The organism is Streptomyces sp. NPDC032940, from assembly GCF_040636935.1.
In the GTDB taxonomy this organism is placed as follows: domain Bacteria; phylum Actinomycetota; class Actinomycetes; order Streptomycetales; family Streptomycetaceae; genus Streptomyces.
Window position 1 is genome coordinate 20,786 of sequence record NZ_JBEZVJ010000005.1, and the last position, 26,642, is coordinate 47,427.

General features: G+C 68.9%; 14 protein-coding genes. 7 read left to right on the plus strand and 7 right to left on the minus strand.

Going from position 1 to position 26,642, the window contains the following annotated elements; all coding sequences use genetic code 11:
• Nucleotides 1-49: 49 nt before the first annotated feature.
• On the plus strand, nt 50-2,221 hold the full coding sequence (locus AB0E77_RS08765; RefSeq protein ID WP_361567579.1) for a UvrD-helicase domain-containing protein: 2,172 nt from the start codon (nt 50-52) through the stop codon (nt 2,219-2,221).
• A gap of 54 nt (nt 2,222-2,275) precedes the next feature.
• Here the strand turns inward: AB0E77_RS08765 and AB0E77_RS08770 are convergent, their stop codons facing one another.
• The gene (locus AB0E77_RS08770; protein WP_361567582.1) at nt 2,276-8,143 is read right to left on the minus strand and encodes an AAA domain-containing protein; all 5,868 of its coding nucleotides are present in this window, start codon (nt 8,141-8,143) and stop codon (nt 2,276-2,278) included.
• 417 nt (nt 8,144-8,560) lie between these two features.
• Here AB0E77_RS08770 and AB0E77_RS08775 point away from each other — a divergent pair, with 417 nt between their 5' ends.
• The gene (locus AB0E77_RS08775) at nt 8,561-11,107 is read left to right on the plus strand and encodes a DUF262 domain-containing protein (RefSeq protein WP_361567584.1); all 2,547 of its coding nucleotides are present in this window, start codon (nt 8,561-8,563) and stop codon (nt 11,105-11,107) included.
• A gap of 39 nt (nt 11,108-11,146) precedes the next feature.
• Here the strand turns inward: AB0E77_RS08775 and AB0E77_RS08780 are convergent, their stop codons facing one another.
• The gene (locus tag AB0E77_RS08780) at nt 11,147-11,482 is read right to left on the minus strand and encodes a hypothetical protein (protein ID WP_361567587.1); all 336 of its coding nucleotides are present in this window, start codon (nt 11,480-11,482) and stop codon (nt 11,147-11,149) included.
• Between AB0E77_RS08780 and AB0E77_RS08785 the strand changes: the two genes are divergently transcribed.
• The gene (locus AB0E77_RS08785) at nt 11,481-11,936 is read left to right on the plus strand and encodes a VOC family protein (RefSeq protein ID WP_361567590.1); all 456 of its coding nucleotides are present in this window, start codon (nt 11,481-11,483) and stop codon (nt 11,934-11,936) included. The genes AB0E77_RS08780 and AB0E77_RS08785 overlap by 2 nt on opposite strands.
• A gap of 21 nt (nt 11,937-11,957) precedes the next feature.
• Here the strand turns inward: AB0E77_RS08785 and AB0E77_RS08790 are convergent.
• Nucleotides 11,958-12,832, minus strand: a protein-coding gene (locus AB0E77_RS08790; RefSeq protein ID WP_361567592.1) for an IS5 family transposase whose coding sequence is annotated in 2 segments (ribosomal slippage) — nt 11,958-12,485 and nt 12,488-12,832 — 873 coding nt in all. Because the reading frame shifts where the segments join, the coding sequence is not laid out codon by codon here.
• A gap of 44 nt (nt 12,833-12,876) precedes the next feature.
• Nucleotides 12,877-13,395, minus strand: a complete 519-nt coding sequence (locus AB0E77_RS08795) for a hypothetical protein (protein ID WP_361567595.1) — start codon at nt 13,393-13,395, stop codon at nt 12,877-12,879.
• 384 nt (nt 13,396-13,779) lie between these two features.
• Here AB0E77_RS08795 and AB0E77_RS08800 point away from each other — a divergent pair, with 384 nt between their 5' ends.
• The gene (locus AB0E77_RS08800) at nt 13,780-14,478 is read left to right on the plus strand and encodes a hypothetical protein (protein WP_361567598.1); all 699 of its coding nucleotides are present in this window, start codon (nt 13,780-13,782) and stop codon (nt 14,476-14,478) included.
• Nucleotides 14,479-14,497: 19 nt separating this feature from the next.
• Here AB0E77_RS08800 and AB0E77_RS08805 read toward each other — a convergent pair whose 3' ends face one another.
• On the minus strand, nt 14,498-16,420 hold the full coding sequence (locus AB0E77_RS08805) for a hypothetical protein (RefSeq protein WP_361567600.1): 1,923 nt from the start codon (nt 16,418-16,420) through the stop codon (nt 14,498-14,500).
• 346 nt (nt 16,421-16,766) lie between these two features.
• On the opposite strand from AB0E77_RS08805, the gene AB0E77_RS08810 reads away from it, so the two are divergent.
• The 3 genes from AB0E77_RS08810 to AB0E77_RS08820 all read left to right on the plus strand — a co-directional run bounded on the left by AB0E77_RS08810 (nt 16,767) and on the right by AB0E77_RS08820 (nt 18,883).
• Nucleotides 16,767-17,306 (plus strand): hypothetical protein, encoded by a 540-nt coding sequence (locus AB0E77_RS08810; RefSeq protein WP_361567602.1) that lies wholly within the window; start codon nt 16,767-16,769, stop codon nt 17,304-17,306.
• A gap of 513 nt (nt 17,307-17,819) precedes the next feature.
• Nucleotides 17,820-18,680 carry a helix-turn-helix transcriptional regulator gene (locus AB0E77_RS08815; RefSeq protein ID WP_361567605.1) on the plus strand — a complete coding sequence of 287 codons (861 nt, stop codon included), beginning with the start codon at nt 17,820-17,822 and terminating at the stop codon, nt 18,678-18,680.
• Entirely contained in the window at nt 18,677-18,883 is a 207-nt protein-coding gene (locus tag AB0E77_RS08820) for a DUF397 domain-containing protein (protein ID WP_361567608.1), read from the plus strand. Before AB0E77_RS08815 ends, AB0E77_RS08820 begins: the two co-directional genes overlap by 4 nt.
• Nucleotides 18,884-18,968: 85 nt before the next feature.
• Here the strand turns inward: AB0E77_RS08820 and AB0E77_RS08825 are convergent, their stop codons facing one another.
• Together AB0E77_RS08825 and drmD are read right to left on the minus strand one after the other, a co-directional pair.
• Complete coding sequence (locus AB0E77_RS08825; RefSeq protein WP_361567611.1) at nt 18,969-23,288, minus strand: DNA methyltransferase; 4,320 nt, start codon at nt 23,286-23,288, stop codon at nt 18,969-18,971.
• Entirely contained in the window at nt 23,285-26,524 is a 3,240-nt protein-coding gene (gene drmD, locus AB0E77_RS08830; RefSeq protein WP_361567614.1) for a DISARM system SNF2-like helicase DrmD, read from the minus strand. The genes AB0E77_RS08825 and drmD overlap by 4 nt, the downstream gene beginning before the upstream one ends.
• Between the last annotated feature and the right edge of the window lie 118 nt (nt 26,525-26,642).

Genomic DNA, 26,642 nt, shown 5'->3' on the forward strand with positions numbered 1-26,642 from the left:
AGTCTCTACGCTGGACCTCCGACCGCTGCCGACCGCTCCGAGGACGCTCATGCCCCGACTCGCCCTCTCCGACGACTTCGTCGCGGACCTCATCTCGCTGCAGAGACCTGTTCAGAAAGAGGTCAACGACGCGATCCAGATGTTCCAGGCCATGACCGTCCCCCAGCTCCACGCGAGCAAGGGCATGCATCTGGAGAAGCTGGAGCGGGCACGTGACGGACGTATCCGCACGATACGCATCACCAAGTTCTACCGCGGCGTGCTCCTCGCCCCCGACGACGGCAGCGACCTGTTCACGCTGCTGCGCGTCGCTCCGCACGACGAGGCCATCAACTGGGCGTGCAAGCGGGCCTATTCCGTCAACGGCGCCACCGGCGGTCTGGAGGTGCGCAACGTCGAGGCCCTGGAGCAGATGGAGACGTACTTCGAGACGAAGGCCGTCGCGACACCGACCCGGCTGTTCGAACCCCACTCCGACACCGTCCTGCGCGACCTCGGCATCGACGACCAGGTGCTGCGCCTGGCCCGCGTCTGTGTCACCGCGGAGGACCTCGCGGTCATGGCGCCGCCGATGATGCCCGCCGACCAGTACGAGGTCCTGGAGTTCCTGGCCGAGGGCTACTCCCCCGAGGACGTCTGGGAACAGCTCATCGCGCCGCGGGGCCAGACCGTACGCACGGCGGAGGACCGGCCGACGGTCACGCTGAGCGAGGCGATCCTCAACACACCCAACCGCATCGTGGAAGTGACCGGCCCAGGAGAGCTGGAGCGCATCCTCGCCGAGGACCTGACCCGCTGGCGCATCTTCCTCCACCCCGCTCAGCGCCGATACGCCTACCACCCCGGCTTCAACGGACCGGCCCAGGTCACCGGCGGCCCCGGCACCGGCAAGACGGTCGTCGCCCTGCACCGCGTCCGGCACCTGCTGCGCACGGGCCGGGCCGACGACCGCATCCTGCTCACCACCTTCACCAACGCCATGGCCGCCGCCCTGCGGGACAGCCTGGCCCTGCTCCTCGGCGACGCCGACGCCCACCTGCTGGACCGGGTCGACGTGACGACGGTGGACTCGCTCGCCGCCCGGGTGATCCGCGAGGCGCGGGGCAGTTCACCGAAGCCGCTGTCGGCGGCCGCGGAGAAGAGCGCGTGGACGCGGGCAGCCGCCCGCGAGGACCTCCCGTGGAACGAGACCTTCCTGGCCCAGGAGTTCCGCAACGTCGTCCTGGCTCAGGGGCTGCGGACCCCAGAGGAGTATCTGCGCTGTGTACGGCGCGGCCGGGGTACGCAAGTGGGTCGGGTGCAACGGGCACGCCTGTGGCGGGTCATGGGGCGCTTCACCGCGGATCTCGCCTCGCGTGACTCGGCGACGTACACACAACTGTGCGACCAGGCGGCGCGCATCCTCGCCGAAGCGGGCCCCCGGTACCGTCACGTCGTCGTCGACGAGGCCCAGGACCTGCATCCGGCGCAGTGGAGGGTGTTGCGCGCCTGTGTGGCCGAGCAGGCCGACGACATGTTCGTCGTCGGGGACCCGCACCAGCGCATCTACGACTCACGCGTCTCGCTGCGTTCGCTCGGCGTCAACGTGCGGGGGCGTACGTCCCGGCTTCGCATCAACTACCGCAGCACGGAGGAGATCCTGCGCTGGTCCGCGGCCCTCCTCGACGGACAGCAGGTCGGCCGGCTCGGCGAGGATGACGACGAGGACGGCGGGCGTGACTCGCTGCGTGACTACCGTTCCCAGTTGCACGGCCGTGTGCCGGCGGCCCGGGGCCACGCGAGCCAGGACGCGGAACTGCGAGCGCTGGTCGAGCAGATCCGCACCTGGATCGATCAGGACGGGGTCAAGCCGTCCGAGGTCGCGGTGTGCGCACGCTTCAACACTCTGGTCGACACCGTCATCGCGCGGCTGCGTCGCGAAGGCGTCCCGGCCGTCGCGGTCAAGGACGACCCCGGCCCGGAGGTGTCCGGAGTGCGGGTGGCGACCATGCACGCGATGAAGGGACTCGAGTTCCGGTGCGTGGCCGTGGTCGGTGTCACGTCGAAGGTGCTGCCCTTCGCACCGCAGGTGACGCCGGCGGAGGTGGACCCGGTGCAGCACCGGTCCGATCTGCTGGCCGAGCACTGTCTCCTGTTCGTGGCGTGCACCCGGGCCCGCGACGCTCTGGCGATCTCGTGGAGCGGTGAGCGCAGCCCTCTGCTTGAGCCGGTCGCCGGCTGACCTGGGCGGGCGGGAGCCCGTGCTCCCGCCCGCCTGCGCGACGACCGATCGGGATCAGACCCGGATCTCCCGGACGACGACGGTGCGTGCCTTGTCCTGAGCGGCCATGTAGGAGAGTTCTCGGCCCGTCGGCTGCCACATGAGGGCGTGGCCCAGCGGGGAGGACGGGGAGACGGTCTCCGCACCGGCCACCGGAAGTTCCGCGACCGTGTACAGCGTCTCGCCGTCCACCTGCCCGTCGAACTCGAGGACGAGCAGAGCACCGGGAATCACGTTCCTCGGCACGTCCGTCACCCCGCCGACGCGGACGGCATCCAGGAACGTGCGCAGGAACGCCAGACGCTTCGTCCGCCGTTCTCTCTGATCGGCCTGCGTCTTGCGCAGGAAGACGAGGTTCGCCGGGTCCACTCCGTCCGGGATCACGTCCGGCGCGTCGACCGCCGTCTGCAGCTGCTGCATCTCGCTCACCAGGCGCTGGAAGGCGGCCGGAGGGATCTCCTGGACCGGCAGTGCACCGCCGGCGGGTACGGGCCCCCGTGCCTCCTCGGCCTGGGTGTGCGACAGGGTCTGCCCGGGCAGCGGGTCGGCGGCCCGGAGGTCCGGTTCGCCTTCGTCCGCGTGACCGTCCTCATCGGAATCCGGGCTCTGCGGGTGCACCTCGGAGAAGCGATTCGCGTCATCACGCACGACGTCGGAACCGTCGAGCGGCACCTCATCGGCCGTGGCCGGCTCCCGTGTGGCCTCCTCCTTCCGTACCGGCTCGATGCCCAGGCGCTCCAGTTCGGCCCAGAGCGGCGCCAGGGCCTGCTCGCGGTCGAGGTGGAACCGGCTGCCGCGGATCCGGACGAAGGTCCAGTCGACGCGTTCCAGGTCGCGCTGGCGGGCGGCCGCGGTGGAGGCGTCCTCTCCCTCCGCGAACGAGTCGCCGTCGCAGGCGACGGCGAGCCTGCGGGTACCGCCTTCGACGACGAGGTCGATCGTGTGGCGTCCGACGCCGTACCGCGGCCGCACCCGGTAGCCGCGTACGGTCAGCTCCAGGTACACCTTCTGCTGGAACAGGTTGTCGAACGCCTCGTGCCGCACGTCGGGCAGGACCTCCCCGTCGAGCGCGACGTCGTCGTCCTCCGCGGGCCGGCTGAGGTGGTCCAACCACCGGCGGCGCAGGTCATTCTCGTGGAACTGCTCGGCGCGTGCGCTGTGGAAGACCCACACCTGGTCCTGGGCACGGGAGGCGGCGACGTTGAGTCGCTGCTCGTACGTCTTTCCGTTGAAGCCACCCGGTACCGTCCCGGCCGCGGTGGTGGCCGAGTTGACGCAGCTGATGAACATGACGTGCCGTTCGTCGCCCTGGAAGTCCTCGGCGTCGCCGATGCGGATACGGCGTTCCTCACGCTGTTCGTAGTCGAGGCGTTCGGCGAGCAGGTTCTCCAGCTCCGCCAGGTGCCCCTTGCTCGCGCGCAGCGTGATGATGCCCATCGTCTTCCCGTCGTAGGCGGGGTCGGCGCAGCAGCGGACGACGGCGTCCACGAGGGCCTCGGCTTCGGCCGTGTTCGAGAGACGGGTGTTCGTCCCCAGTGCCTCGCCGTTCTCCACCAGAACGGTCCGCACCGGGGGCAGGCGGTCGGCGCCGTACTGCCGCAGGGGCTGGAGCCTGCCGTTGTAGCAGAGCTCGTTGGAGAACGAGATGATCTCCGGCATGCACCGGAAGTGCTCCTTGAGCATGAGCGTGCCGCGGCCGGCCGAGAGCGCCTCCGTCAGGTCGAAGAAGCTGGACTCGGGGCCGAACAGGCTCCGGACGTCGGGCTCGAGTGCTGTGAGCAGCCGGTCCCTGAGATGGAAGTACTCGTCCTGCTTGAGGCCGACGTTGGAGGGGCTGACCTGCTTGCTGTCACCGACGACGACCATGCGGTCGGCGAGCCAGCTCAGCAGCATGGCCTCCAGGCCGGACTGGCTGGCCTCGTCGACGATGACGACGTCGAACATGCCGGGCCGGTCCATGGGGACGGTCTCCGCGACCTGGTGCAGCGGCATGATCCAGGCGGGCACGGCCGTCTGCGCCTTGCGCAGCGCCGCCTGGGCGTCGCGCCGGTAGCGGTGCTGATACTTGCCCTTGATCCGACGGGCGGCCTGCTGATACGCGCTGAGGGCGCGGGACTGGTCGCCGGTGAGCAGCCCCAGGCAGCGGTGCCAGGCGCGGGCGGCGGCGAGCCGGGCGAGCATGATGCGCGCCTCGTCGTCGGCCTCCGTCAGCTTCCTGCGCAGGGTGCGCTCCGCCTCCGGGTCGGTGAGCCGTTCCATGCGCTCGCGCCAGGCGGTCCAGGCCCAGGCCTGGGCCAGTTGCGGCAGCCGGGCGTCCCACCCGGTGTCGTCGGCCGTTGCCGCGATCCGCTCGGCCAGGTCCGGGAACGCCTCATCTACCCGCGTGAATGCGGCGTGCTGCTCCGCGCGCAGCCGGGCGGCCTCGCGGACCGCGGCGATCTCGTGACTGAACTCCCGGTAGCCGTCGTGGTCGCGGCCCCGGACGCTGTCGAGGGCGCGGGCTACGGCGGGCGCCACCCCGGGACGGTCGCACCAGGACCGCAGGAGCTCCTCGGTGTCGGCGATGACCCGACGGGACTGCTCGGCGGCGCGCAGCGTGCCGGCGGCGCGCAGGAGGGCGCGCACGGCGTTCTCGACGGGTGTCTCGTGCCAGGTGGCGACGGCCAGCTGCGGGGAGGCCGAGGCCGCGGCGAGCACGTCGGTACGGGCGGCGGAGACGGTCAGCAGCGCGTCGAGGACGGCCGCCTCCTGCCGCAGACGGGCGAGCCGGGGGCCGTGTCCCTGCCAGGCGCCGGCGGGCACTCCCCATTCGGACTCGACCTGTGCCAGCCGCAGTTCCAGCTGGACGCGGGCGACCACGACGGCCGCGGTCGCGGTGTCCTCCGGGGGCCGCCCGTCGACCCGGACGCTCTCGACGAACGGCCCGACGGCCTTGGCCAGCTTCGACCGCAGGCCCAGGCTGCCGCGCAGCTTCTGGCCCTGGGCGAGCCCGTCGTGCAGGACGGTGGCCTGGCTGAGGGCGGTGGTGGGGTCGTACTGCTCCAGGCCGCTCACCAGGGCGGTGCCCAGCGTGGTGAGCGAGGCGTCGACCGCCGCGAGGGCGTCCGTGACCGCCGCCTGACGGCTCCGGGTCTGCCAGTCCTGGCCCGTGGTGACCTCGTCCAGCAGGGCGACGGCCCACGGGCCGGCCGCGGCGGCGAGTGACGCGGCCCGCACCCGGGCGGCGGCGAACGCGTCGAGCGCGGTCGCGAGCCTTTGCTGTGCGGCCTCGTCCAGGCCGCACACTGCCGCGTCGTACTGCGCGCAGAGCGCGTCCTCCCGCACCGCCACATGCGCTTCCTCCGCCGCGCGCACGACGCGGACGGCGTCCTCGAAGTCGCCGGGGTCGGCGAGCTCGGAGGGGCCGGGGACATCGGCGGCGAGCGCCTGATGGCGGGGGGTGTAGGCCCGGGTGGTGTGCAACAGGCCGAGCACATCGGAGGCGTCGAGGGAGGGCTGTTCCTGCGGCACGGGGCCCAGCCACGCGTACCGCGCCGCCTCGGCCGTCAGGCGTTCGGCGATCTCCTGGAGGCTGCCGCTGTAGTCGCCGATCTCCTGGTCGAAGCGGTGCGTCTCCTGCTCACGCAGGACGGCGAGGTCGCGCAGCAGTGTCTGCTGGGCGCTGCGGGCCTTGGCGAGGCGCGCTTGGAGGGTACGGATGTTCTTCTGCGAGGCCTTCGCGTCGTAACCGGCGTACTCGCTCAGGATCCGCTGGACGGAGGCCTCCAGCTCACGCTGGGCGGCGGCCCCGTCCTCCGTGCGGCTGACGCACAGGTCGCGGATGGACTCGGGCAGCTTGTCCCGCAGTACGCGCAGCGCGCGCGGGGTGTGGCTGGTGATGAGGACCCGCTTGCCCTGGGCGAGAAGGTCGGTGACCAGGTTGGCGATGGTGTGCGTCTTGCCGGTGCCGGGCGGCCCCTGGACGACGACGAGCCGGTTGGCCCGCAGCCGCTCGGCGATGGTGCGCTGCTCCTCGTTGGCGGGGAGCGCGAAGTACATCTCGCCGCTGTCGCCGGCCGTCCCGTCGCCTTCGGCCGCCGCGAGGTCGGCCGCGGTCAGCGCCCCGTCCCGGCCCGCGATGTAGGCCAGCAGTTCGGTGGGGGCGGTGCCCGCGTCGACCTGACGGGCGATCGCCTTGAGGGCGTCCATCGTCGACCGGCGGCTGCGCTCGCGCAGCACGAGGGCGGGCGTCAGCCCCACCTGGGGCACGTCGAGGCTGCGCGGCTTGGCGCGCTCCACGCCCGGCGCGTAGCTCCCGGCGCTGTGCGCGGCGTTCACCCAGCTGCGCAGTGCGGTGTGCAGGGGGGCGAGGTGCTCGGGGTCCGTCAGGTCCGAGGCGCCTTCCAGCAGTTCGACGATCTCCTCCCGCACCGACCCCGGGACGTGCTGGGCCCCCTCCAGCATGCCCTCTTCCAGTTCCAGACCGGTGCCGGTCGGGTCGGGGGCGGCGGTGAGGGTGCCGGTGGAGGGGTCGAGGTGGATCGCGGCCCGGTGGGTGACCAGGTGCCGTTCCACCCGCTGTCCGACGGCGGTCTGCCAGGTCAGCCGGCCGAGTCCGAGCACGAGCTCGTAGGCCTCGCCGAGGTTGGCGGCGTCTTCGTGCATCTTGTGGAGACGGTCGTACAGCCGCACGACGGGATCGATCGCGCGCCGTCGCTCCGCCCAGGCACACCAGTCCTGCTCCCAGGCGGCGTACAGCTTCTCGATCCGCTCGCGCTTCGGGTGCTCGTCCAGCTCGTGGTAGCTCTTCTCGAGCGGGATGCCCTCGGACCAGTCCGGGAACTCCGGCTCGATCCGACGGCGCAGGTGCGGGGCGCGGGTCTGCTTGAAGTCCCTCAGGCGGCTGTCGTCGACCCAGGGGGCGAGGAGCGGATCGGGATGGGGGGCGTCCTCCCGGTCGGGGCGCTCGACGGTCACCCAGGCCGGGTCGTCGGTGGCCAGCACACCGTCGAGCATGACCTCCACGCCGTCGTCGTGGGGCAGTTCGTCGAACCACACCGTCCCGGCGGCACCGTCGAGGGTGCGTACGGGCCTCGCCTTGGACTCCTCGGCCTCGGCGAGGAACCGGAAGATCTGCCGCACGCGTGCCGCGTCGGTGGGCGCGGCGGACGGCCCGTCGGCGGCGGGGGCCGAGCCCGGCGCTCCCCCGCGGAGGGGCTGCGCCGGAACGGCCCCGAGGGTGCCCACGGGCGCCGCGGAGTGCGGCGCCTCGGCAGCGCGGGACGAGTCAGCGCCACCGTGCTGGTCCGACACGGTGACGGGGGCTCCCGCGGGTGCCGGTTCCTCGTCCGTGAAGAGGGAGGCCTGCTGGTCGCCGAAGAGGGCGGCCTGGTCCGGCAGGGGTGCCGGCGCGGTGCGAGCGAAGGCCGTCCGGGGGTCCCCACCCGATGGCGACGACGCGGTGACCGCCGTGGTGAAGGTGACGCTCTCCCGCTCGTGGGCGCCCAGGAACCGCACCTCGATGTCCAGCTCTCCTGCCGTACCGGCCGGGATGCTGTACGCCCAGGTCGCCGACGCGCGACGCCCCTTGAGCAGCTTGCCTTCGAGCTCGTCGTCGAGCGTCTTGGTCCGGTAGTCCTGCACCTGCCGGCCCGTCTTGCCGTAGGGCCCGCTGCGCACCTGCAGCGTGATGCCGTCCATGTCGATCGGCCGGTCCGTGCCGTTGCTGAGGTACAGGGTGCAGCACACGATGTCGTCGCCCTCGCGGTACCCGTACGAGTCCTCGGGGTCGACCAGCCGGTACGGCACCACACCGTCCACCCGGACGTGCAGTCCGTCGCCGTACTGGTAGTCCGTGCCGACGGGGCGCACGCTCTCGCCCAAACCGCTCTCGTGCTGGCTCACACGCCACCCCACTGCTGCTGAGGGCCACCCCGTGGCCGACTTCGTGAAAACGTGCCCGGTCACACGGGACACACCGTCACCGACCGCACTCCCCCTGCACATCGGCGTAGTGTGAACTGAGCACACGGCATGCTAGCAGCAATGCGGCACATGTCTTCGCGGCATACTTTTATTGACTGAGTTCACATTTTCACGGCAGGCTGGACCCCGGCGGCGCTCTCCCGACAAGACGATGCCCCGCATCTCGAGGCCGGCACCCCTCACGTCAACGGCCGGACCACCCAGGGCACTCCGCACGGAATCCTCCGAAGCGGTGTCATCGCAGATGGTCCGCCCATAGATTGAGGGGCCGCTGCCACCGGAGGTCAACACGCCGTACGGGGAGACGTCCCGTACACCGGCAGGGAAAGGAAGGGCATGCGCGCCCAGGAGATCACCTTCCTGAAGCTCGTCCAAGGGGACAAGCAGTTCCAGGTCCCGCTCTATCAGCGGACGTACAGCTGGGGCAGGGACCAGCTCAACCGGCTCTGGGAGGATGTCTGCGAACTCGTCGAGCAACACCTGTCGGGCGAGTCCACGGCGCCGCACTTCCTCGGATCCGTGGTGCTCGCCCCCGGACAGATCCAGGCCGGCGGCGTCCAGAGGTGGCTGGTCGTGGACGGCCAGCAGCGACTGACGACGCTGATGCTGGCGTTCGCCGCGTTGCGTGATCACCTGAGGGAGCGCGGGGACCTGCGCGGCGTGGACCGAGTCCACCGTCAGATACTGGTCAACGAGTTCCACGAGGGGCTGGACCACTACCGGCTGCTGCCCACGCAGGCGGACCGGAACGCGTACACGTCCTGTGTGCAGTCCCGTGCCGAGGCCGGCGGCGGCGACAACGTCGGCGCAGCGTACCGCTTCTTCGTCGGTGCTCTCGCGGAAGGCCAGGAGGCGGGCGACGAGCGGTGGATCTCGACCGTGGAGACCGTCCTCAAGGACCTGCTCTCCATCGTCGAGATCACGGCAGAGTCCGGCGACAACGTCTACCGGATCTTCGAATCGATCAACAACACGGGCGTCGGTCTCAGCCAGAGCGACCTGCTGCGCAACTACGTGTTCATGCTGCTGCCCAAACGGGGCGAGCGTGTCTACCAGGAGCTGTGGCTGCCCATGCAGCAGAGCCTCGGGCCGAAGAACCTCGAGCTGCTCGTCTGGCTGGACCTGGTTGTGCGCGGCAACTACAGGGCCAAGCAGAGCGAGATCTACCGGGAGCAGCAGAAGCGGCTGCAGCCGCTGGCCGGCGACGAAGCGGCGCTCCAGCAGGAGCTCGAGCAACTGTCGAAGCGGGGGCAGCGCTTCCGCCGCATCATCGACCCGGCGCGGGAGCAGTCTCCCGCGCTCCGCGCGGTCCTGGAGCGCTTGGCAGCGTGGGGTGGCCAGACCCACTATCCGCTCGCCCTGCACCTCCTGGACCTCGTGGACGCGGGGCGGACCACTTCCGACGATGCCGCGGAAGCGCTGCTGTACGTGGAGTCCTACCTGGTGCGACGGCTGATCTGCCAGACACCGACCTCCAGTCTGAACCGGATCTTCATGGAGGCGCCGAAGGAGCTGGAAACGGATCGCTCGGCGGCCGAGGCGGTCCGGCGCTTCCTCTCCGGACGCCGCCGGCGATGGCCGAGCGACGAGGAACTGCGCGAGGCGGTTCGCAACAAGCCCTTCTACTGGAGCGGTCGTCCACCCCAGCGCAGCTTCATCCTGCGCCGTCTGGAGGAGAGTTACCGCCCCTCCGAGCCGGTGGACTTCGCCAAGGCCGCACTCAGTGTGGAGCACGTACTGCCACAGCGCCCGGCTCCGTCATGGTTCCAGTTGCTCGATGAGGAGACGGAGCCCGGCCAGTCTCCCCAAGAGCTGCACGACCTGCTGGTCCACACGCTGGGCAACCTCACGCTGACCGGCGACAACGGCAAACTGTCCAACCATCCCTTCGAACGCAAGCAGCAGATCCTCGAGTCCAGCGCCCTGCGCATGAACCTCGAGATCGCCGAGGCGCAGCGCTGGGGCAAGGCGGAGATCCTGGCCCGCGCCGACCGCCTGGCCGCCCGTGCGGTGGAGTTGTGGCCCGGTCCGATCGGCGGAATCAAACCGGCGGGCGACGAGGCTCCGGGCTGGGCGGAACTGCGGGCCGCTCTGGTGGCGATGCCGAGCGGCACGTGGACGACCTACGGCGACGTCGCCGAACTCATCGGCAGCCATCCGGTGGCGGTCGGAGCCTACCTGGGCGCCAATCCGACAGTGATCGGAGCCCACCGGGTCCTCACCGTCGAGGGCAAGATCTCCCCCTCCTTCCGCTGGCCGGAGGGCAGCGACCGCCAACCGCCGCAGGAGCTGCTGGAAGGTGAAGGCGTGCGCTTCGACTCATGGGGACGAGCCCACCGCTCCCAGCGCCTGACGGCCGCCGAACTGGCCACCCTGCTGGGCAAGGACGTCACCCAACCCGTCTCACAGGATCCGCTCCCGGAGGGCGAGGACACGGCGGCCGCGGAACGGTTCCGCACGCAGTTGCGGGAGAACTGGCCGGACGCCTACGACGGGGTCGTGGCAGCCCTCGACTTCTGGCGCCGCCAGGGCGGTTACGTCACCTACGGGCGCCACGAGGAGACCAGTTGCTTCCCGGTGCTCGACGCCGGCACCAGCCACCACCCGCATCTCCTGTGGCCGGTGGGCATCTACCCGGTGAGCGGCGCGGTCGAGGTGGTGTTCCAGTACCTCAAGTCCCGCAGCCCGTTCGACGACACGGAACAGCGCCGGGAACTGCTGCACCGCCTCAACAAGATCGACGGCGTCGACCTGCCCGAGGCGAAGCTCGAGCTGAGGCCGTCCTTCCCGGTGACGGTCTTCGCGGAGCACGGCGACGAGGTGTGCGAGGTGCTGGACTGGTTCGTGGGGGTTGCGGCCCTCGATCTGGCACGGAGGGACTGACGCCGCTTCGTCGTCGGACACCGGCACACGGAGGGGGCATCAGTCCCCCTGTGGATCGCCGACCAGGGCCGGAACCTGCCGGAAGTCATCCAAGGCGGCGCCGAACTCCTTGGCCGCGGCATGAAAGGTAGCCCTGTCCGTCAGGGCCGTGGCCAGAGCTCGGCGTCCTGCCGCAGCGTCGTGCTGATGCAGACGCCGAGCCAGGCGCACCCCTTCGTCGAAGGGTCCTCGCACACGTTCCGCGAACAGATGGGTGCGGAACTCCCAGTAGACGGCCGAGCGCACAGTGAGCACCCGCTGCAGTCGCACCAACTCGGCTAGGGCCTGTTGGGAAAGAGGATCGTCTGTCAGACCTACCTGGGATGCTCCGAGCATGGAGATGACAGTGCAGCTGACGATCGACTGCTCCGATCCGCAGAGAATGGTGACGTTCTGGGCCGAGGCCCTGGGCTACGTGCCTGAGCCTGCGCCGGGCGGGCACGCCACCTGGCGTGCTTACTGGGCGGCGGTGGGGGTGCCCGAGGCAGAGTTGCCGGCCGGTGCCGGGGACATACCGGAGTCGATCATCGATCCCGCGGGACGTGGACCGAGGGTGTGGTTCCAGCAGGTTCCGGAGCCGAAGGCCGCCAAGAACCGGTGGCACTTCGACCTGAAGGTCGGTGGGGGCCGTGACGTCCCACTGGACGTCCGCACACAGCGGGTCAAGGCCACGGTGGAACGGCTGGTCAAAGTTGGTGCCACCGTGCTGCGGATCAAGGATGAGCCGGACATGGGGCTCTACGCCGCCGCCATGCAGGACCCCGAGGGAAACGAATTCGACGTCGTCTGAGGGCCGTTGCGACGGTGCTGGTCACAACCATTCGTTGATGGCTGCGACCAGCACCGTCGCTTCGTAGCGGACAGCGAGTTTGTCGTACCGGGTGGCCACGGCCCGGTGGCGCTTGAGCCGATTGATCCCGCACTCGACCGCGTGCCGCTGCTTGTAATCGGTCTTGTCGAACTTCGGTGGCCGACCGCCACGCGAGCCGCGCTTGATGCGGTTGTGGACCCGGTCCGCCGGGACCGGGACCGTGGCCTTGATCCCGCGTCGGCGCAGGTAGAAACGGTTACTGCGAGAGTCGTACGCCTTGTCGGCCCGCACCCGGTCCGGGCGCTTGCCCGGCCTGCCGAGCCCCAGCCTCGGAACCCGGATGGCTTCCAGGACCGCTTCGAACTGCGGGGAGTCGCCCCGCTGCCCGGCCGTGATCACGACCGACAAGGGCTTCGGCCCCTGCTCGACCGCGAGATGGATCTTGCTGGTCAGTCCACCGCGGGAGCGTCCGAGGCCGTGGTCGGCCGGCTCGACGAAGATCCCGCCGGGCGGTTCCTTCTGCAGGTCCCCCTTTTCGCCGCCCCAGCGGCGTGCTGGTGGGCCCGGCAGACGGTGGAATCGACGTTGACCTCCCAGGTGATCAGGCCCTCCGCGTCCGCCTCGGCCTGGAGCTGGGTGAGGATCTTCGCCCAGGTGCCGTCCCGCTGCCAGCGCCGGAACAGGTCATAGACCCGGTCCCACAGCCCATAACGTTCGGGCACGTCCCGCCAGGGAGCACCGGTCCGAGTCCGCCACCGTATGCCGTCTATCAGCTGCCGCCGCGTCCACACTTGCGGCCGACCTGGCTTGATGCCCTTCGGCAGCAACGGCTCAAGCCGGCCCCACTGGCCGTTCGTCAGATCCCCACGTCCCACAAGATGTGATCACCAACGAACAAGATCCACTTTTGCAACAGACCCTAGTCCTCGGACCCCTCGGAGTTGTCGGAATCATCCTTGCTCTCGAGCATGATCTTGCCGCCGACAAAAGCCACACCCAGGGCGAGAGCCGCGCCGGCGCCGGCCGCCACCATCTTGAGCGTCCCGAACAGGAACTTCTTGTTCTCGCTGTCCTTCTCACCTTCCATCCTCAGGGTGTCCATGATCTGCTCGATGATGAACTTCCGTTCCTCCCAGCTTGGTTCGCCCTTGTCGAGTTGACTGTTGAGAATCTCCCTGACGTGCTCGAGCGACCGATGAAAGTTCTCCTGACTCTGCTTGTTGGCCGAGAGCGTGGACTCGTGCGCTTCCTTGATCACGTCCACGACACTGACGGCAAAATCCTTGAATACAGGGAATTGCTCAACGATCTTCAGAGCCACCTCTGTATCCATGTCAGGCATCATCGCCGCAAACCTGACCATCTTGTCCTTCGAGAGGTTCCTCCAGGACTCGATCCCCAGTGCCTGCTTGATCTCAGCTTCGCTCTTGTACCGCATTCCGCGTTCCCCACCCATCACCCGGACCGTCCAACAGTTTCCCACCCAGACACAGCACACTCGGCCGGCACAACCGGCCCAAGCACGCCAGTATGCCGATCCATGCACTGAGTTCACAAGCAGTCCCTCACTGCTTGCGTACACCTCATCCTCACCTGGTTCTCCCGATGTACGGCGCCCTGCCGTTCCGACAGACTCTGCCCTCATACTGCGCAGCAGGAGTGGACAGTCCCGCGTGCCTCCCGGACCCAAGGCCTGGAGGCCGTGTGCTGGCGGAGTGTTCGGAGCCGGTCACCGAGTCCGAGCATCCCCTCGACGTGGCTGCACCGAACGGCTCACCGCTTCGCGTGGACGGTTGCTCCCTCGTTGGGCCACACTCGGATCATGCAGTCAGCCACGGTGCATCTGACGCCCGCCGGCACCACTGTTCCCGAGCACGGCGCGGTACTCGGCCAGGCGATTCCGTTCGACCGGGATCACTGGGTGACTCGTCTGCCCAGCGCGGACTGGTGGCCACCGGAACTCGACGGCCGCACCGAAGTGGCGGGCCGGCGGCGAGTCGACCGTAGCCTGGTCCTGGACATCGCCGCCCGTTCGGACAGCATCGAAGGGCGACGGCATCTTCTGACCGCGGCCCTCGTCTGGGGCACCGGCACCAAGGCGCGGTCCGTCGCACGCCGCGCACGCATCTTCACCGAGTCCGCGCCCCGGGACATCGACGTGTGTCTGGAGGCCGCACTGGACATCCTCCGGGAGGACGGAGCCGTCGCGGCGTACTACGCCTTGAACAACGAGCACCGGATCAGGTTTCTGGGCCCGGCCTTCTTCACCAAGGTGTTGTACTTCGCCGGTCGTGAGAGCGCCGGGGCGTGGCGTCCGCTGATCCTGGACCGTTTCGTGGCCCTGGCATTGCGGGCCGCGGGCACCGGCGACAAGTGGCCCACAAGTGCGTGGAAGACGCCCTGCTACGAGCGGTACCTGTCCCTCATCCACGAGCACGCACGTCGAGAAGGCGTCTTCCCCGACCAGATCGAGGCAGCATTGTTCACACGCGGCAAGCGCCTGGTCGGGCGTCCTGGGTGAACTCGCGTGCTGATCACCATCACTGAGCTTTCACCGCCTGCAATTCCGCCATGATCGCGTTGAGTTCGGCCAACATCTCGGCAGCGCTCGTCCTGAGGGCCTGCGCCTGCTCCGGCGAGCGGTTGGCGGAATTCTCCGACGCCTCAGCGGTGAGGGCCAACCATGTGTGGGCGAGGCGCATCACTCGGTTTGTCCGCTTGGTCCTCCTGAACGGGCGGCCGGTGACGGACATCTTCGCCTGCACACTCTCGTACAGCGCTCGGACCTGTCGTCTCTCCCCGGCAGTCGCGTGCCGTGCAGTAGTTCGTTCCTGCTTGGACTTGTGCTGCTGAACGTCTCTGAGCGAAGCGCCCACGTGCCTCCACTGCTGCGCGGTGAGGGTGCGCGTCGGAGTGGTCACGGGCCGCCGTGGGGGCACTGCTCGGGGCGACGTCCCATACAAGGCGATGCCGCGTTCCCTCTCCTGCTTCACCCAGGCGTGCAGGAGCGGGGAATCGGGCGACAGGCCCTGGGCGCCCGCTATCCCGAGTTGATGGAGCACCCTGGGCAGGCAGGGCTGGAGGCCCCCCTTGTCGCCGAGCAGCAGCACCGACAGGACGGGCTTGGAGTCCCAGAGCGGGCTGTCGACCTCGACGAGGAAGTCGACCAGCTCGCGCTGCGACATGCCCTTGATCGACTTGCCGAGTTGCGCGCGGAGGTCGGACCAGCGCAGCGGGCGCCCTTCCGCCGCGGCGTCCGTGAGGACCTCACGGGCACGGACGACGGCCTGGTCCCGGGTGAGGACCACCGCGCTTTCCTTCGCCCGCTGTTTCCGGGGCGTCGCCGAAGGCACCGTACTCGGGGGCGTGACATGGGACGGTCGAACCGGCTGAACCGCTCGGGGGGCCGGGGTCGGCTCCTTCTCAGGCGGCTCGAGACGGAGCCCGGTGAGGCCTGTGCGGGCGGCCTCGCGAGCGTCGAGGCGGACGAAACGGTCGAGGCGGACGGCCCACCCGTCGCCTCCTTCGCGAACCAGCATGCTCGCGCGGTCGACAACCCGGTAGACGTGCGCCGCGGATGGCGGTGGGGTGTCCTCGGGCAGGGACAGCACCGCTCGCACGATGGGGCTGCCGGCCGGTCTGACGTCCGCCACGGCCAGGCGTCGCCCCTCGGATGCGAACGGCGACCCGTCGGTGACGACAGCTCCCTCGTCCAGTGCGAAGGCGAGGGGCCCGGCAAGGGGGAACGTGAACGGCTCCGTGCGCCTGGCGAGTGGCGGTTCGCCCCCGCCGGAGGGAGTCAGCAGTCCGGCCTGCTCGATCCGGCAATCCTCCAGAGGGTCCCAGCGGACGGAAGGTCCGCCATGCGTCTGGGTGCCGATGTACACGCGGCGCTCACCGCCCCGGGTTTCCAGCCGGAAGCGCAATGCGTAGCCGTTCCGGGCGAGGATCTCTTTCGTGAGGGGCCCGTCCGTACCGAAGAACCAGTCGACTTCGTCCACGTCGTCGCCGAGGTCGAGGTTCGCCGTGCGCCAGCCCCGGTAGGCGAGGGGTGAGAGCTGGAAGCGGAGCCGTCGGCGGGCGGCGGGCAGGTGCAGGTCCACCGCACCACCGGGACCCGAGCCGAGGTCACGGGTCCGCACTTCGCCCCGTTGTCCCTGCTTGTCCAACAGCCTGCGCAGGCCCCGCTTGATGAACAGGTGGTCGGCGCTGGTCTCGCCGGTGGCGGCACGTCCGCAGGTGGGTCCACCGGCCACATGGGCGAAGTGGCACACCTTGTCGCGGTAGAGGCGGTCCATTAGCTTGGCACCGCATCCGCCGAGTTCGTACCCACACCAGTAGGTGTACTTCGGGTGGCGCCTGCGCCAGGCTTCCAGCTCCGAGGCTTCCATGGGAAGGATCACCGGGTGGTCGGACTTGCTGTTGCCGATCACAGCTGTCTGCACGAGACGGTGGTCGAGCATGAAACCTCGCAGGGGATGCCCGGGTAGTGTTCACCCAGCCGGGGGCACGGGTGATGCGAACGAGGACAGTATGTTCTCCATGGACTCAGTTCACAAGAGTTGACCCACGGCGGCGGTCCTGCCCCTAGCGGATTCCCCTCCGCGGCAGCACGGCCGCGTTCCACTTTGACCGAATCCGACCGACCCGACGTCTTGCCCACCACATCAGCTGCGAGACGAAATCGTTCGCCGCACCGAGTCAACGTGAGGTCCGCTCGACGATCCGGGAAATCCGTTGGCCCTGCTTACGGGAGCGCGTCATAGGCTTCCGGGGCGCGGTGACACGGTCGGCGAAGAGGAATGGCGGATGGCGGGACTGTGCGAGATCTGGCAGCGTGCGGAAGTGTCGCGCAGGTTCGAGGTGTTGTCGGGTTTCGTCGCGACGTGCGTGGCGGGGGACGACGAGGCGCGACGCCGGCTCGCCCAGCTGGTTGCCCATGCGGAAGCGGCCCTCTCCCCCTCGCCCCCGGATTTTGCGGTCGCCTCGAAGTGCCTGGACGAACTCGTCCGGTGGGCTGACAGAGAGTGGGCCGATCATCCCTACCGTCCGGTGGAGGCCCGGCCTGACGAAGCCGACCGGCAAACGCGTGACCACGCCAAGGACCTCTGGCACGCCGCACTTCCAGTTCACGTCCGGGACGAGATGGGCCGCATCGAACTCAGCCTCGAGGTGAGGTTCCTGGCCCTGTGCCGCCAACCGAGCCTGGACTGCGGGATCCGCCAGGACATCTTCTACGTAGCCGGTCGAGCAGCGATGGCCCTCGATTTGGGACATCTGGAAGCCGCAGAACGCGAGATCCGGCGCATGGAACAGCTTGGCTCCATGCAGCCACCGGAGCGCCGCTGAGGCTGAGCCGCGGCTTCCGAGGACTCTCAGAATCACGCCAAGACGCATGGCAGTTGGGCGACCATGGAGTGGCATGCAAGGGACCGCGTCCATCATGTTCGCAGCTTCCGACATCCACGGGGAGCCATGTCTGCATCATCGTGAGCCGAGCCTGGTTCAAGTCACAAGCACGGACGACAGCGGCCACAGCCGGGCCGACGTGCCGTCGCGGCTTCCCGGGGCGTTTCGATCGGACTCGGCTGCTTCCCGTGGTCAACGCTCGCGGTGCTGATCGCCAGCGTCTCAGGACTGTTCAGTGTTCTGTACAGCGACGCCGACAAGCCGGAAGGCGGAGAACCTACTGTGTTCCGGCGGCGGGCCCTCGCCGCGCGCGGTTCGTACGGGCGTTGTACGGGTCCGGGGCCGTATCCGGGCCGTTGTCGCATGCGTTGAACAAGGCCACGGCGGCCGAGATTGGGCGTCGCCGCGGATGCGGGTGGGCGGGGTGCGTTCCGGGACGGAAGGGCGTGAGGCATGAGCACGGCACGGGAGACGCGGAATGGTCGGGCGGCAAAGGCGAAGGAGGAGGGCGGCGGTGATCTGCCGGGGGCGTGGGCAGCGTACGGGAGGCTGCTCCAGCATCTGCGCAAGCGGGCCGGGTTGAACCAGCAGCAGCTCGGGGAGGCGATCGACTACTCGTTGGAGCAGGTCGCCTCGGTCGAGCAGGGGCGGCGCCCGGCGAAGGCGACGTTCACGAGGGCGGCGGACCGGGTGCTGGAGGCGGGCGGAGTACTGGAGGTACTCCAGGACGAGGTGGACCGGGCGAAACTGCCGCGGTTTTTCCGTAACTTCGCGCTGATTGAGGCGGAGGCAGTCAGCCGCTGCGACTACGAGCCACTGCTCGTGCCCGGCCTGTTGCAGACGGAGGCATACGCGCGGGCTGTGTTTTCCGGGCACTGCCCCCCGTTGAGCGAGGAGATCATCGACCAGCGTACGGAAGCCCGGCTCGGACGGCAGAAGCTGCTGGAGCGGGTGCCGCTCACGGAGCTGTCCTTCATCATCAACGAGGAGGCGCTACGCGATCCGGTGGGCAGCCCCGAGGTGATGCGTGAACAGTGGCAACACCTGCTCGAAGTGAGCGCGTTGCGGAACGTGGAGGTCCAGGTCGTGCCCGCCCGCCGGGGCTTCCACTCCGGCAAGAACGGCGCGTTCGTGGTGGTGGAGACCCAGGATCACAAGCACCTCGGATACTTCGAGTCCCAGGGTGTCGGGTGCGTCATCTCGGAGCCCACCGAGGTCAGCACCTTCGCCTTGCGATATGGCAAGCTGCGATCGCAGGCCTTGAACGTCGAGGAGTCTGCGCGACTCATCGAGCGGATGGTGGGAGAAACATGAGCGTGGAGCGGATGGCCGAGCACGTGGACGGGCTGCACTGGTTCAAGAGCAGTTACAGCGGATCGGACGGCGGAAACTGCGTGGAGGTGGCCGCCGCCCTGGACGCCGTGTACGTACGGGACTCCAAGGCCTCAGACGACGGGCGGGTGCTGCGGGTCGGCCGGGACGAGTGGGCGGCGTTCATGGCGCTCACGGCGGGATAGCTCCGACCAGGGCTTTCGAGCGGAACAACGGGCTGGTTCACGTCACTTGAGGTGACGCGAACCAGCCCGTTGTCATGCCGCCGACTCAGAAGAGGGCACCCTCGGCGCCCTCACCGAAATCCGACCCACCTCGCGCGGCCAGCTGCTCCTTGCGCTTCCGGACGGCCTCGGGAGAGGGCGGGGGCAGGTCGGGGTGCTTCTCCCTGGCCTTCTTCTCCGTCACTCCCTTGTGCAGACCGAGGTGCACCTCGTCGGCATACGCTTGGTGGTTCAACTGGCGCAGGCGGTCGATGATCTCAGTCCGGGCCAGTAGGCCGATGGTGTAGCGGCTGCCCTGATCGGTCTCGTGGAAGCCGTGGTCGAGGGGAAACCCCTTGTGGGTCGGATCCGCAGACAACGTCAGCCCCGATTCGTCCACGAGGTCGTGCCAGCCATACGCCTCAACAGTCGCCTTGTCGATCTCCTCATGGATACGGCGGAGTTCGACGATGTCTTCATCTTGACAGTCAGGGTCGTGCACAAGGTTGTAAGTAGCCGTAAGGCCAATATTGCGCGCAAGCATCAGGTCGCGACGGTAGGCATTAAGACGAGTCCCGGCAACGCGGAGACGAGCGGTAGGAATCGGGCGGACCAGGGTTTCGAATACATCAGTCGGCGTGTAGCGAAGGTCACCCTTCATGGTAGAGGCGCGGTCGATCGCCCACCAGTAGTGCACAGAACTACTGAGGAATCCCAGCAGGACTGGGTCATCGCTCGCAAACACGATCAAGTCAAGAGTGAGTACTTGTCGCGTCGACACCATAACCGGCATCACCACTTTACTGACTCGCGCCAGAACGATGCATGAATCCTTCCCACCGATGCGACTGTAGAGTTCCTGCCTGCTGCGCTCATAGAGCCACCAGTGTTCCTTGGCTCGCTTACTGAACTTATTGACGTCACGCTCCGGCTTAACCTCATTCAGCACGCGCTCATAGGCCTTAGCGTACTCGCGAGCTTTAACCTCCGACCAGTCATGAAAGTTGATGACCCATCGATCAGGAGAATGAGTTGGGCTGTTGTTGCAATTCTGTCCATTCAGGTACGGGAACAGGACATCAGCATAACGAGGATCTTCTTGAATCCACGACTGCGCCTCGTCTTCATTGAGAGTGAACCCCATTCCGAGAATGATGACACCCTGAAAGGAAATACTCCCATTGCACTTCAGGGCTTCGATCCAGCCACGAACGCGAGAAATTGGGGTCAGCGAAGTGCTGATCCCACTTACCACCACACCTCCGAGGTAACGCAGGCCTTCTGGCGCTACAGTCCTGACACTGGTCCACACAGCACAATATTCCAGCACTGCGGAGGAAGACGGCCAGGGCGCACTCTTAATTGCTCGACGAACTGTTGCCCCGCGAGCAGCGATCTGATCCAACCCAACTTCCCGTGTATCCCCTTGAGCCAAAGTATTAGTGGCAATGAGACCAGTCTGCCCACCATCATTCAGGAGGTCATGCACCCTCAATTCAAAGTAGGCAACAAGATCGGCACTTCCACGCTTATCGTTCGCAGTATGACTTACTAGATATTCCCGATAGGCTTCTCCCATCGCACCCGTAAGTTTTTGTCCGCCCAGGAATGGCGGGTTCCCCACAACCGCGTCGAACCCTCCCCTCAGCGCGAACACTTCTGGAAAAACCAACGGCCAATGCACCGGCCGCCGCTCCAGCGCCCCCTCCGGCAGCTCCGCCCCCAGCCATTCCTCCGCCGTAACCCGCGCCTCGCGCACCACGTCCGAGTCGTCCTCGACCCCATCCGCGACGACCTTCTGCACGATCCACGCAGCCCGAGGGAACAGGTCCCGTACGCGCTCACCCCCGTCTTCCTCGTACCAAGGCACCCGCCCCGAAGCACAAGTAGCCAGCGCCGCCCCCGCGATCAAGTCGCCCACCAGCCGCAGCCGCCGCGAGTGCCGGTTGACCTCCTCCAGACGCTCCCGCTTCTGCTGGAGCGCCGGCAGGTCGACGCCCTTGATCGCGGTGATCGCCAAGCGCTCACGTGTGAGCTGGTCCACCAACTCCCGCGTCTGCTCGGCCAAGATGTCGCTCTGCCCCTGCGGCTTCATGTGAACGGACTGGATCTGCTCCATGCTGTGCACGCCCAGCAGTGAGTCCCCCGCCACCAACCTGTCGTCCAGGAAGGTGAACGGGCGGCCCGGGTCCATCGACACCAGCCACAGCGAGAGCTTGGCCATCTCCACCGCCATGGGGTTGATGTCGACCCCGTACAGGCAGTGTTCGATGATCCGGCGGCGGGCCTCGACCACCACCGGGTCCTGTTCCGCGTCGGCGGACGTCAGCGCGTCGACCGCCCGGCCCGCGCGGTAGGCCATCGCGTCCGCGCGGCCTTCGGACTCCCAGGCCTCGATGAGCCGGTCCGCCAGGTATCGGCACGCCGCCACCAGGAATGCCGCCGAGCCCATCGCGATGTCCGCGACCTTCAGGTCCAGGATCTGGTCGGCCGGCTTCAGGCGCCACTCCCCCGTGTCCGCCGTCTGGAGCGGGCCCGGCTCGTAGACCAGGGGCTCCAGCGCGTGCAGGACGACTTCCTCGGCCAGGAAGCGGGGCGTGTAGTGCGTGCCCGTGTTCTTCCGGAGAGAGGACTCCGTCACGTACAGCGCGCCGTTCGGGATGACCGTCGGCAGGCCGCGCAGGTCGTCGCGGAGGATGCCGACGAAGGGGAGCAGCCGTTCCGTCAGCGCCGCGTCCTTCGTCACCGCGTTCAGGCGGCGGCGAGCCTCGGCCACGGCCTCCGTATCCAGTGGGGCCAGCCTCTTCTCCAGCTGGCCCGCCGTCGCCGGGGGCTTGGGGTCCTTCCACTTCTCGTGGATCGACTTCGCCAGGGTCTTCAGCGAGCCGCCCGCCTTCGCCGCCAGGGACTCCAGCTCCCGCAGCGGGACCTCGTGTTCCAGGCCCTCCGGGCCGATGAGGCCGACCATGTGCTCGGTCGCCCGGCGGCCGTCGAAGGACAGCAGGCCCTCGTACACGTAGCCGATCTGCTCGACGTCCAGCGCGCGGAAGCTCAGCGTGCGGACTTCGCGGTCCTTGCCCTTGCCGACACGGACCTCCTGCACCGCCTGGAGCATGTGCAGGACCGTGCGGTCGTCGATGGGGAGCAGTGGGGTGGTGCGCTCCAGCCAGGGGTACTTGTCGGGGTCGAAGATCGAACCGTCGTACGCCGGGAGGCGGAAGCCCGAGCCGGGGTGGTCCACTCCCCCGTGCACCGCGTGGAACAGGGCGATCAGGCGGTGCCACGCCGAAGTGGTGTGCTCCAGAGAGGTTTCGCCCTCCTCGTCCGCCCGTGCCTTCAGCTCGTCGCGCAGGAAGCGGGCCGAGTACGAACGCGCGTACACCTCGTTGTCGGCCGGCAGCAGGCCCCGCTCCTCCGCGAAGAGGAGGAAGACGATGCGCATCATGACGCCCACCGCGCCCCGGTAGACCTCGCCCGCGCCGACGCCCGAGGCGTGGAGGCCCGGGGCGCCGTTGTCGATGGCCCGTACGTCCGCCCGTCCTATGGCGTCCACGAGGAGTTCCACCGCCTGCCGGACCTGCACGCCCAGCGCCTCGGTGACGTCCTCGCCCGCCGCGAGGCTGGCCTTGAGCAGGCCGACCAGGGTCTCGGGCTCGTCGTACTCGAAGAAGCGGCGACGGCTCAGCAATGAGGCGAACGCGCGGACGACGTTGCGCTCCGCCGCCTCGTTCCAGCCGATGGTGTCGAAGACGGCCGTCGTCGTCACGCCGCCCAGCGGGGCCCAGACCAGGCACCACCAACGGCCGTCGGTGACCAGGCCGAGCGGGACCCCGTGGTGGCGCAGGAGGCGGGCCAGGCGGTCGGCGGGAGCCGCCGCCCAGTCGCCGCCACCGCCCGCACGCGCGGTGGGCGCGGTGCCCGCCGGGACGGTGACGCCCAGCAGCCGTACGCGCTTGGCGGCGGAGTCCACGTCCGGCTCGTCGGCAAGGTCGGCGCCCGGTTCCACCAGCGCGAAGTCCGGGCGGACCTCCGTGTTGTGCTCGGCCACGCGCAGGGTGAGGCGGTCCAGGCCGTGGTGCTCGGACTCTCCCTCCCGGAAGGTCAGCGCGTCGTCCCAGCCCAGCAGGCGGCGCAGGACGTACACCACCCAGGCGTCGCGTCCGGCGACGGTGTCGGTCTGCCAGTCGGCGTGGTGGGCGCGCAGGCGGGCGCGTTCGTCCTTCTCCAGGGTGTCCAGCTGGGGCCAGGCGCGCAGCAGGACCGGCATGGTCAGGAAGGGTCCCGAGACCTCGGTGAGGTCGAGCCACTCCTGGTGCTGCCGGCGGCCGTCGGCGGCCTGGGCCTTGGCGGCGGCTACTCCACGGCTCATGGGGCGGCGGGGGCTCATCGGCGGGCTTCCTTTGCGGGGATGACGAACACGACGGCGGCGGGGAAGAGGTGGGAGCGGGGCTCGCGGTAGCGCGCGGCGATGGCGGCGAGTTCGCGTTCGCGTTCGGCGGGGAGGCCTTCGAGGCGTTCCTGCCAGCGGCGACGGTCGTCCTCGAACTGGCGGCGTTCGTGGCCGGTCAGTTCGTGGGTGGTGAGCAGGGCGAGCTGTTCGCCCTCCTCGTCGCCCTCCTCCTTGAGCTTCGCCCGCAGGGTGGCCTCGAAGCGGTCGAGGGTGGCGGTGATGCGGCGCTCCTCTTCCGTCCTGCGGTCCGCCAGGCGGCTCTCCAACTGGCGGCCGAGTTCCGTGGAACGGGCTTCGAGGGAGCGGTAGAGCGGGTCTCGCAGCCTCGGCCAGGCCTCCGTCAGCTCCTTGCGCAGATGTGGTGCAGCCTCGGTGCCGTCGGTGAGGGCCTGGGACAGGACTCGGCCCTGTTCGCCGACCGACTCCCAGCGGCGGAAGCGGCCCGTGTCGCCGAACCAGCCGCCCGCGTAAAGGACTTCCTCGTGCAGGCGGGTGCCGTCGGTGCCGACGAGGACGTAACGGGCGTACGCCGAGACGAGGGTCGTGGTGACGGCCGGGTCGTCGGAGACGACGGCGGTGACACGGCTCAGGCCGACCGAGTCTGCGTTCCAGACGGCTGCCGTGAGCAGGCGTGTCGAAAGGGCGACGAGCGGGTGCTTGAGGTGGGCCAGGACCACGTCGTCCCTGCCCTGTGCGGAGACCGCCGGGGAGAAGGTGAGCGGGCGCTGCTCGCCCTCGCGAAGCTTGTGGGCGAGGCCGCGGGTCGCCCGCTCCCAACTGCCGGACAACGGCTGCACGTCGAACAGGTCACCCGGCTCGAACTCCTCCGCACGGAACGTGGACGGCAGCAGCGGCGGCTGATGGTCCAGGGCGAGGGCGGTCTCGACCACGCGCCGGACATTGGCCGGCGTGAGGCCGAGTGCGGTCACCGTCTCGTCGTACTGGTCGGCGAGACGCTTGGTCTGCGCGGTGACGTTCTGTTCGGGGGCCACCTCGCCGCCCGTGCGGCGGCCCTTGATCGGCTTGGGCCTGGCGTTCTCGATGTCGACGGGGCCGGTGTCTCCGGTCATACGGCGCTGTACGGCGTCGGCGAGGACGGCGTTGACCGAGCCGAGGTCGTGCTCCATGCGCGCGACCTTCTTGGCGACCCTGGAGAGGAACTCCAGGTCGGCCTCGTAGGAGCCGGCCTGCGCCTGCTGCCAGCCGGAACCGATGAAATGGGAGATCTCGGGGTCCTGCTTCTGGCCCCATCGGTCGATGCGGCCGATGCGCTGTTCGAGCTTGTTGGGGTTGAAGGGGATGTCGTAGTTGATCAGGCGGTGGCAGTGGTTCTGGAGGTCGATGCCCTCACCGGCGGCGTCGGTGGCGAGGAGGATCCTGACCTTCCCCTCGGGGCGGGACGGCTCGGTCTGGAAGCCGAGGCGGATGCGTTCGCGCTCCTCGGTGGACAGACCGCCGTGCAGGCGCTCCACTCGGCCGCCGTCGGTGAGCTCCTCCTGCTGGAGAAGGTCGTACAGCCATTCCTGGGTGTCGCGGTACTCGGTGAAGACGACGACCCGCTCGTTGGTCCACTTCTTGCCGTCGGGGCGGCAGATCGCCTTCAGCTCCGCGATCAGGGTCTCGGCCTTGGAGTCGGGCGCGGCCTCGTGGGTCAGCGCCCAGCGTTCCATCTCCTGGAGCAGGTCCAGTTCCTGGCCGTCCTCCGCCGGAGTGAGCGAGGTGGAGCGGGTCAGCGCGTCGTCCTCGGCGTCGACGAGGCCCGTGTCGTCGAGGTCGGCGACCAGGTCGGTGAACTCCTCCAGCCACTCGGGGACTTCGGCGGCTGCCGAGCGTCCGCGCGCTGGAGCGGTGTCGTCCAGGTGCGAGAGGTAGACCTGGACGGTGTGAAGGAAGGCGGCCGGGGAGGAGAAGAGGCGCTTCTTGAGCAGCAGGGTCACGAGGTCGGCGGCGCGGCGGCCGCCCCGGGCCTTGGGGGTGAGCTTCTTGCGGCGCAGCTCCGCGAACGAGCCGAGGAGTTCGTGGATCGCGCGCTCCTGCTGCGTGTAGTCCACGGGCAGCTCGCGCGTTACGCGGGTACGGAAGCGGGGCGTGCCGTCGGCGTTCGTGACCGTGGACTTCAGCCGTCGAACGACCGTGTCCTTGAGCGCCTCCTTGTCGGGGTCGACGCCACGTGCGAAGCGCTGGTCGTCGATGAGTTCGAGGAGGGCGGTGTACGACTCGGGGTAGCCGTTGTGCGGGGTGGCGGAGAGGAAGAGGCGGTGCTCGAAGTGCGGAACGAGGCGGCGGATCAGCTTGGTCTGCTGGGAGTCGACCGCGTACACCTGCTTCGGCGCGGCGGGTGCGACGTGGTGTGCCTCGTCGAGGACGAGGAGGTCGAAGAAGCGCTTGTGGTCGCCGTCGCTGCTGTCTCCGGGGGCGCCGATGACCTCGTCGAGGAGGCGCTGGGCCTTCTGGCCGCGGAGCCAGGGCAGGGAGACGATGGTGAGCGGGTGGACGCGGAAGGGGTTGGCCGCGGTGCCGTGGGTGCGCCGCAGACGGGCGCAGTGCTCGGAGTCGACGATGGTGAACTCCAGGCCGAACTTCTCGGCCATCTCGTCGCGCCACTTGAGGGTGAGGCCTGCCGGGCAGACGACCATGGTGCGGCGGGCCCGGCCGCGCAGCATCAGTTCCTGGACGACGAGCCCGGCCTCGATGGTCTTGCCGAGGCCGACGTCGTCGGCGAGGAGAAGGTTGACGCGGGGTGCGCCGACGGCGCGGGAGACCGGCTCAAGCTGGTACGGCTCGACGGCGACGCCGGAGCGGAACGGGGCCTGGAGGGTCTTGGCGTCGGCGGAGGCGACGGCGGACCATCGGACGGCGTCGAGGAACGCGGCGAGGCGGTTCGGGGAGTCGTAGGCGCCGGCGGAGGCGTCGGGAAGGGAGCCGGCGGGCAGGACCCGGCGGCCGGGCTCGACCTCCCAGATGACGGAGAGGGTGTCGCCGAAGCGGCCGTCGGCTACGGACTGGAGGTGGACGAGGGTGGCGGGCCTGCGCTCGTCGTCGCCGTCCCGGGCCGGGGAGGGCTCGACGCGGGCAACCACCCAGGACTGGCCGCGCACCTCGACGAGGTTGCCCTCCTCAGGGAGCTGTCCGGCCCCCGTGCGCTCGGTCTCGCGCTGAGCTGCTGGCGTCATGGGCGCTGTTCCCCTCGGTGTCTCTGCGGCCGTTCCGTAGACAGTGTCCTGCCTCCCCACCGGATCGGTTCGACCGCAGGTTAACACGAGACACAATCTGTGAACAGAGCTTACAAAA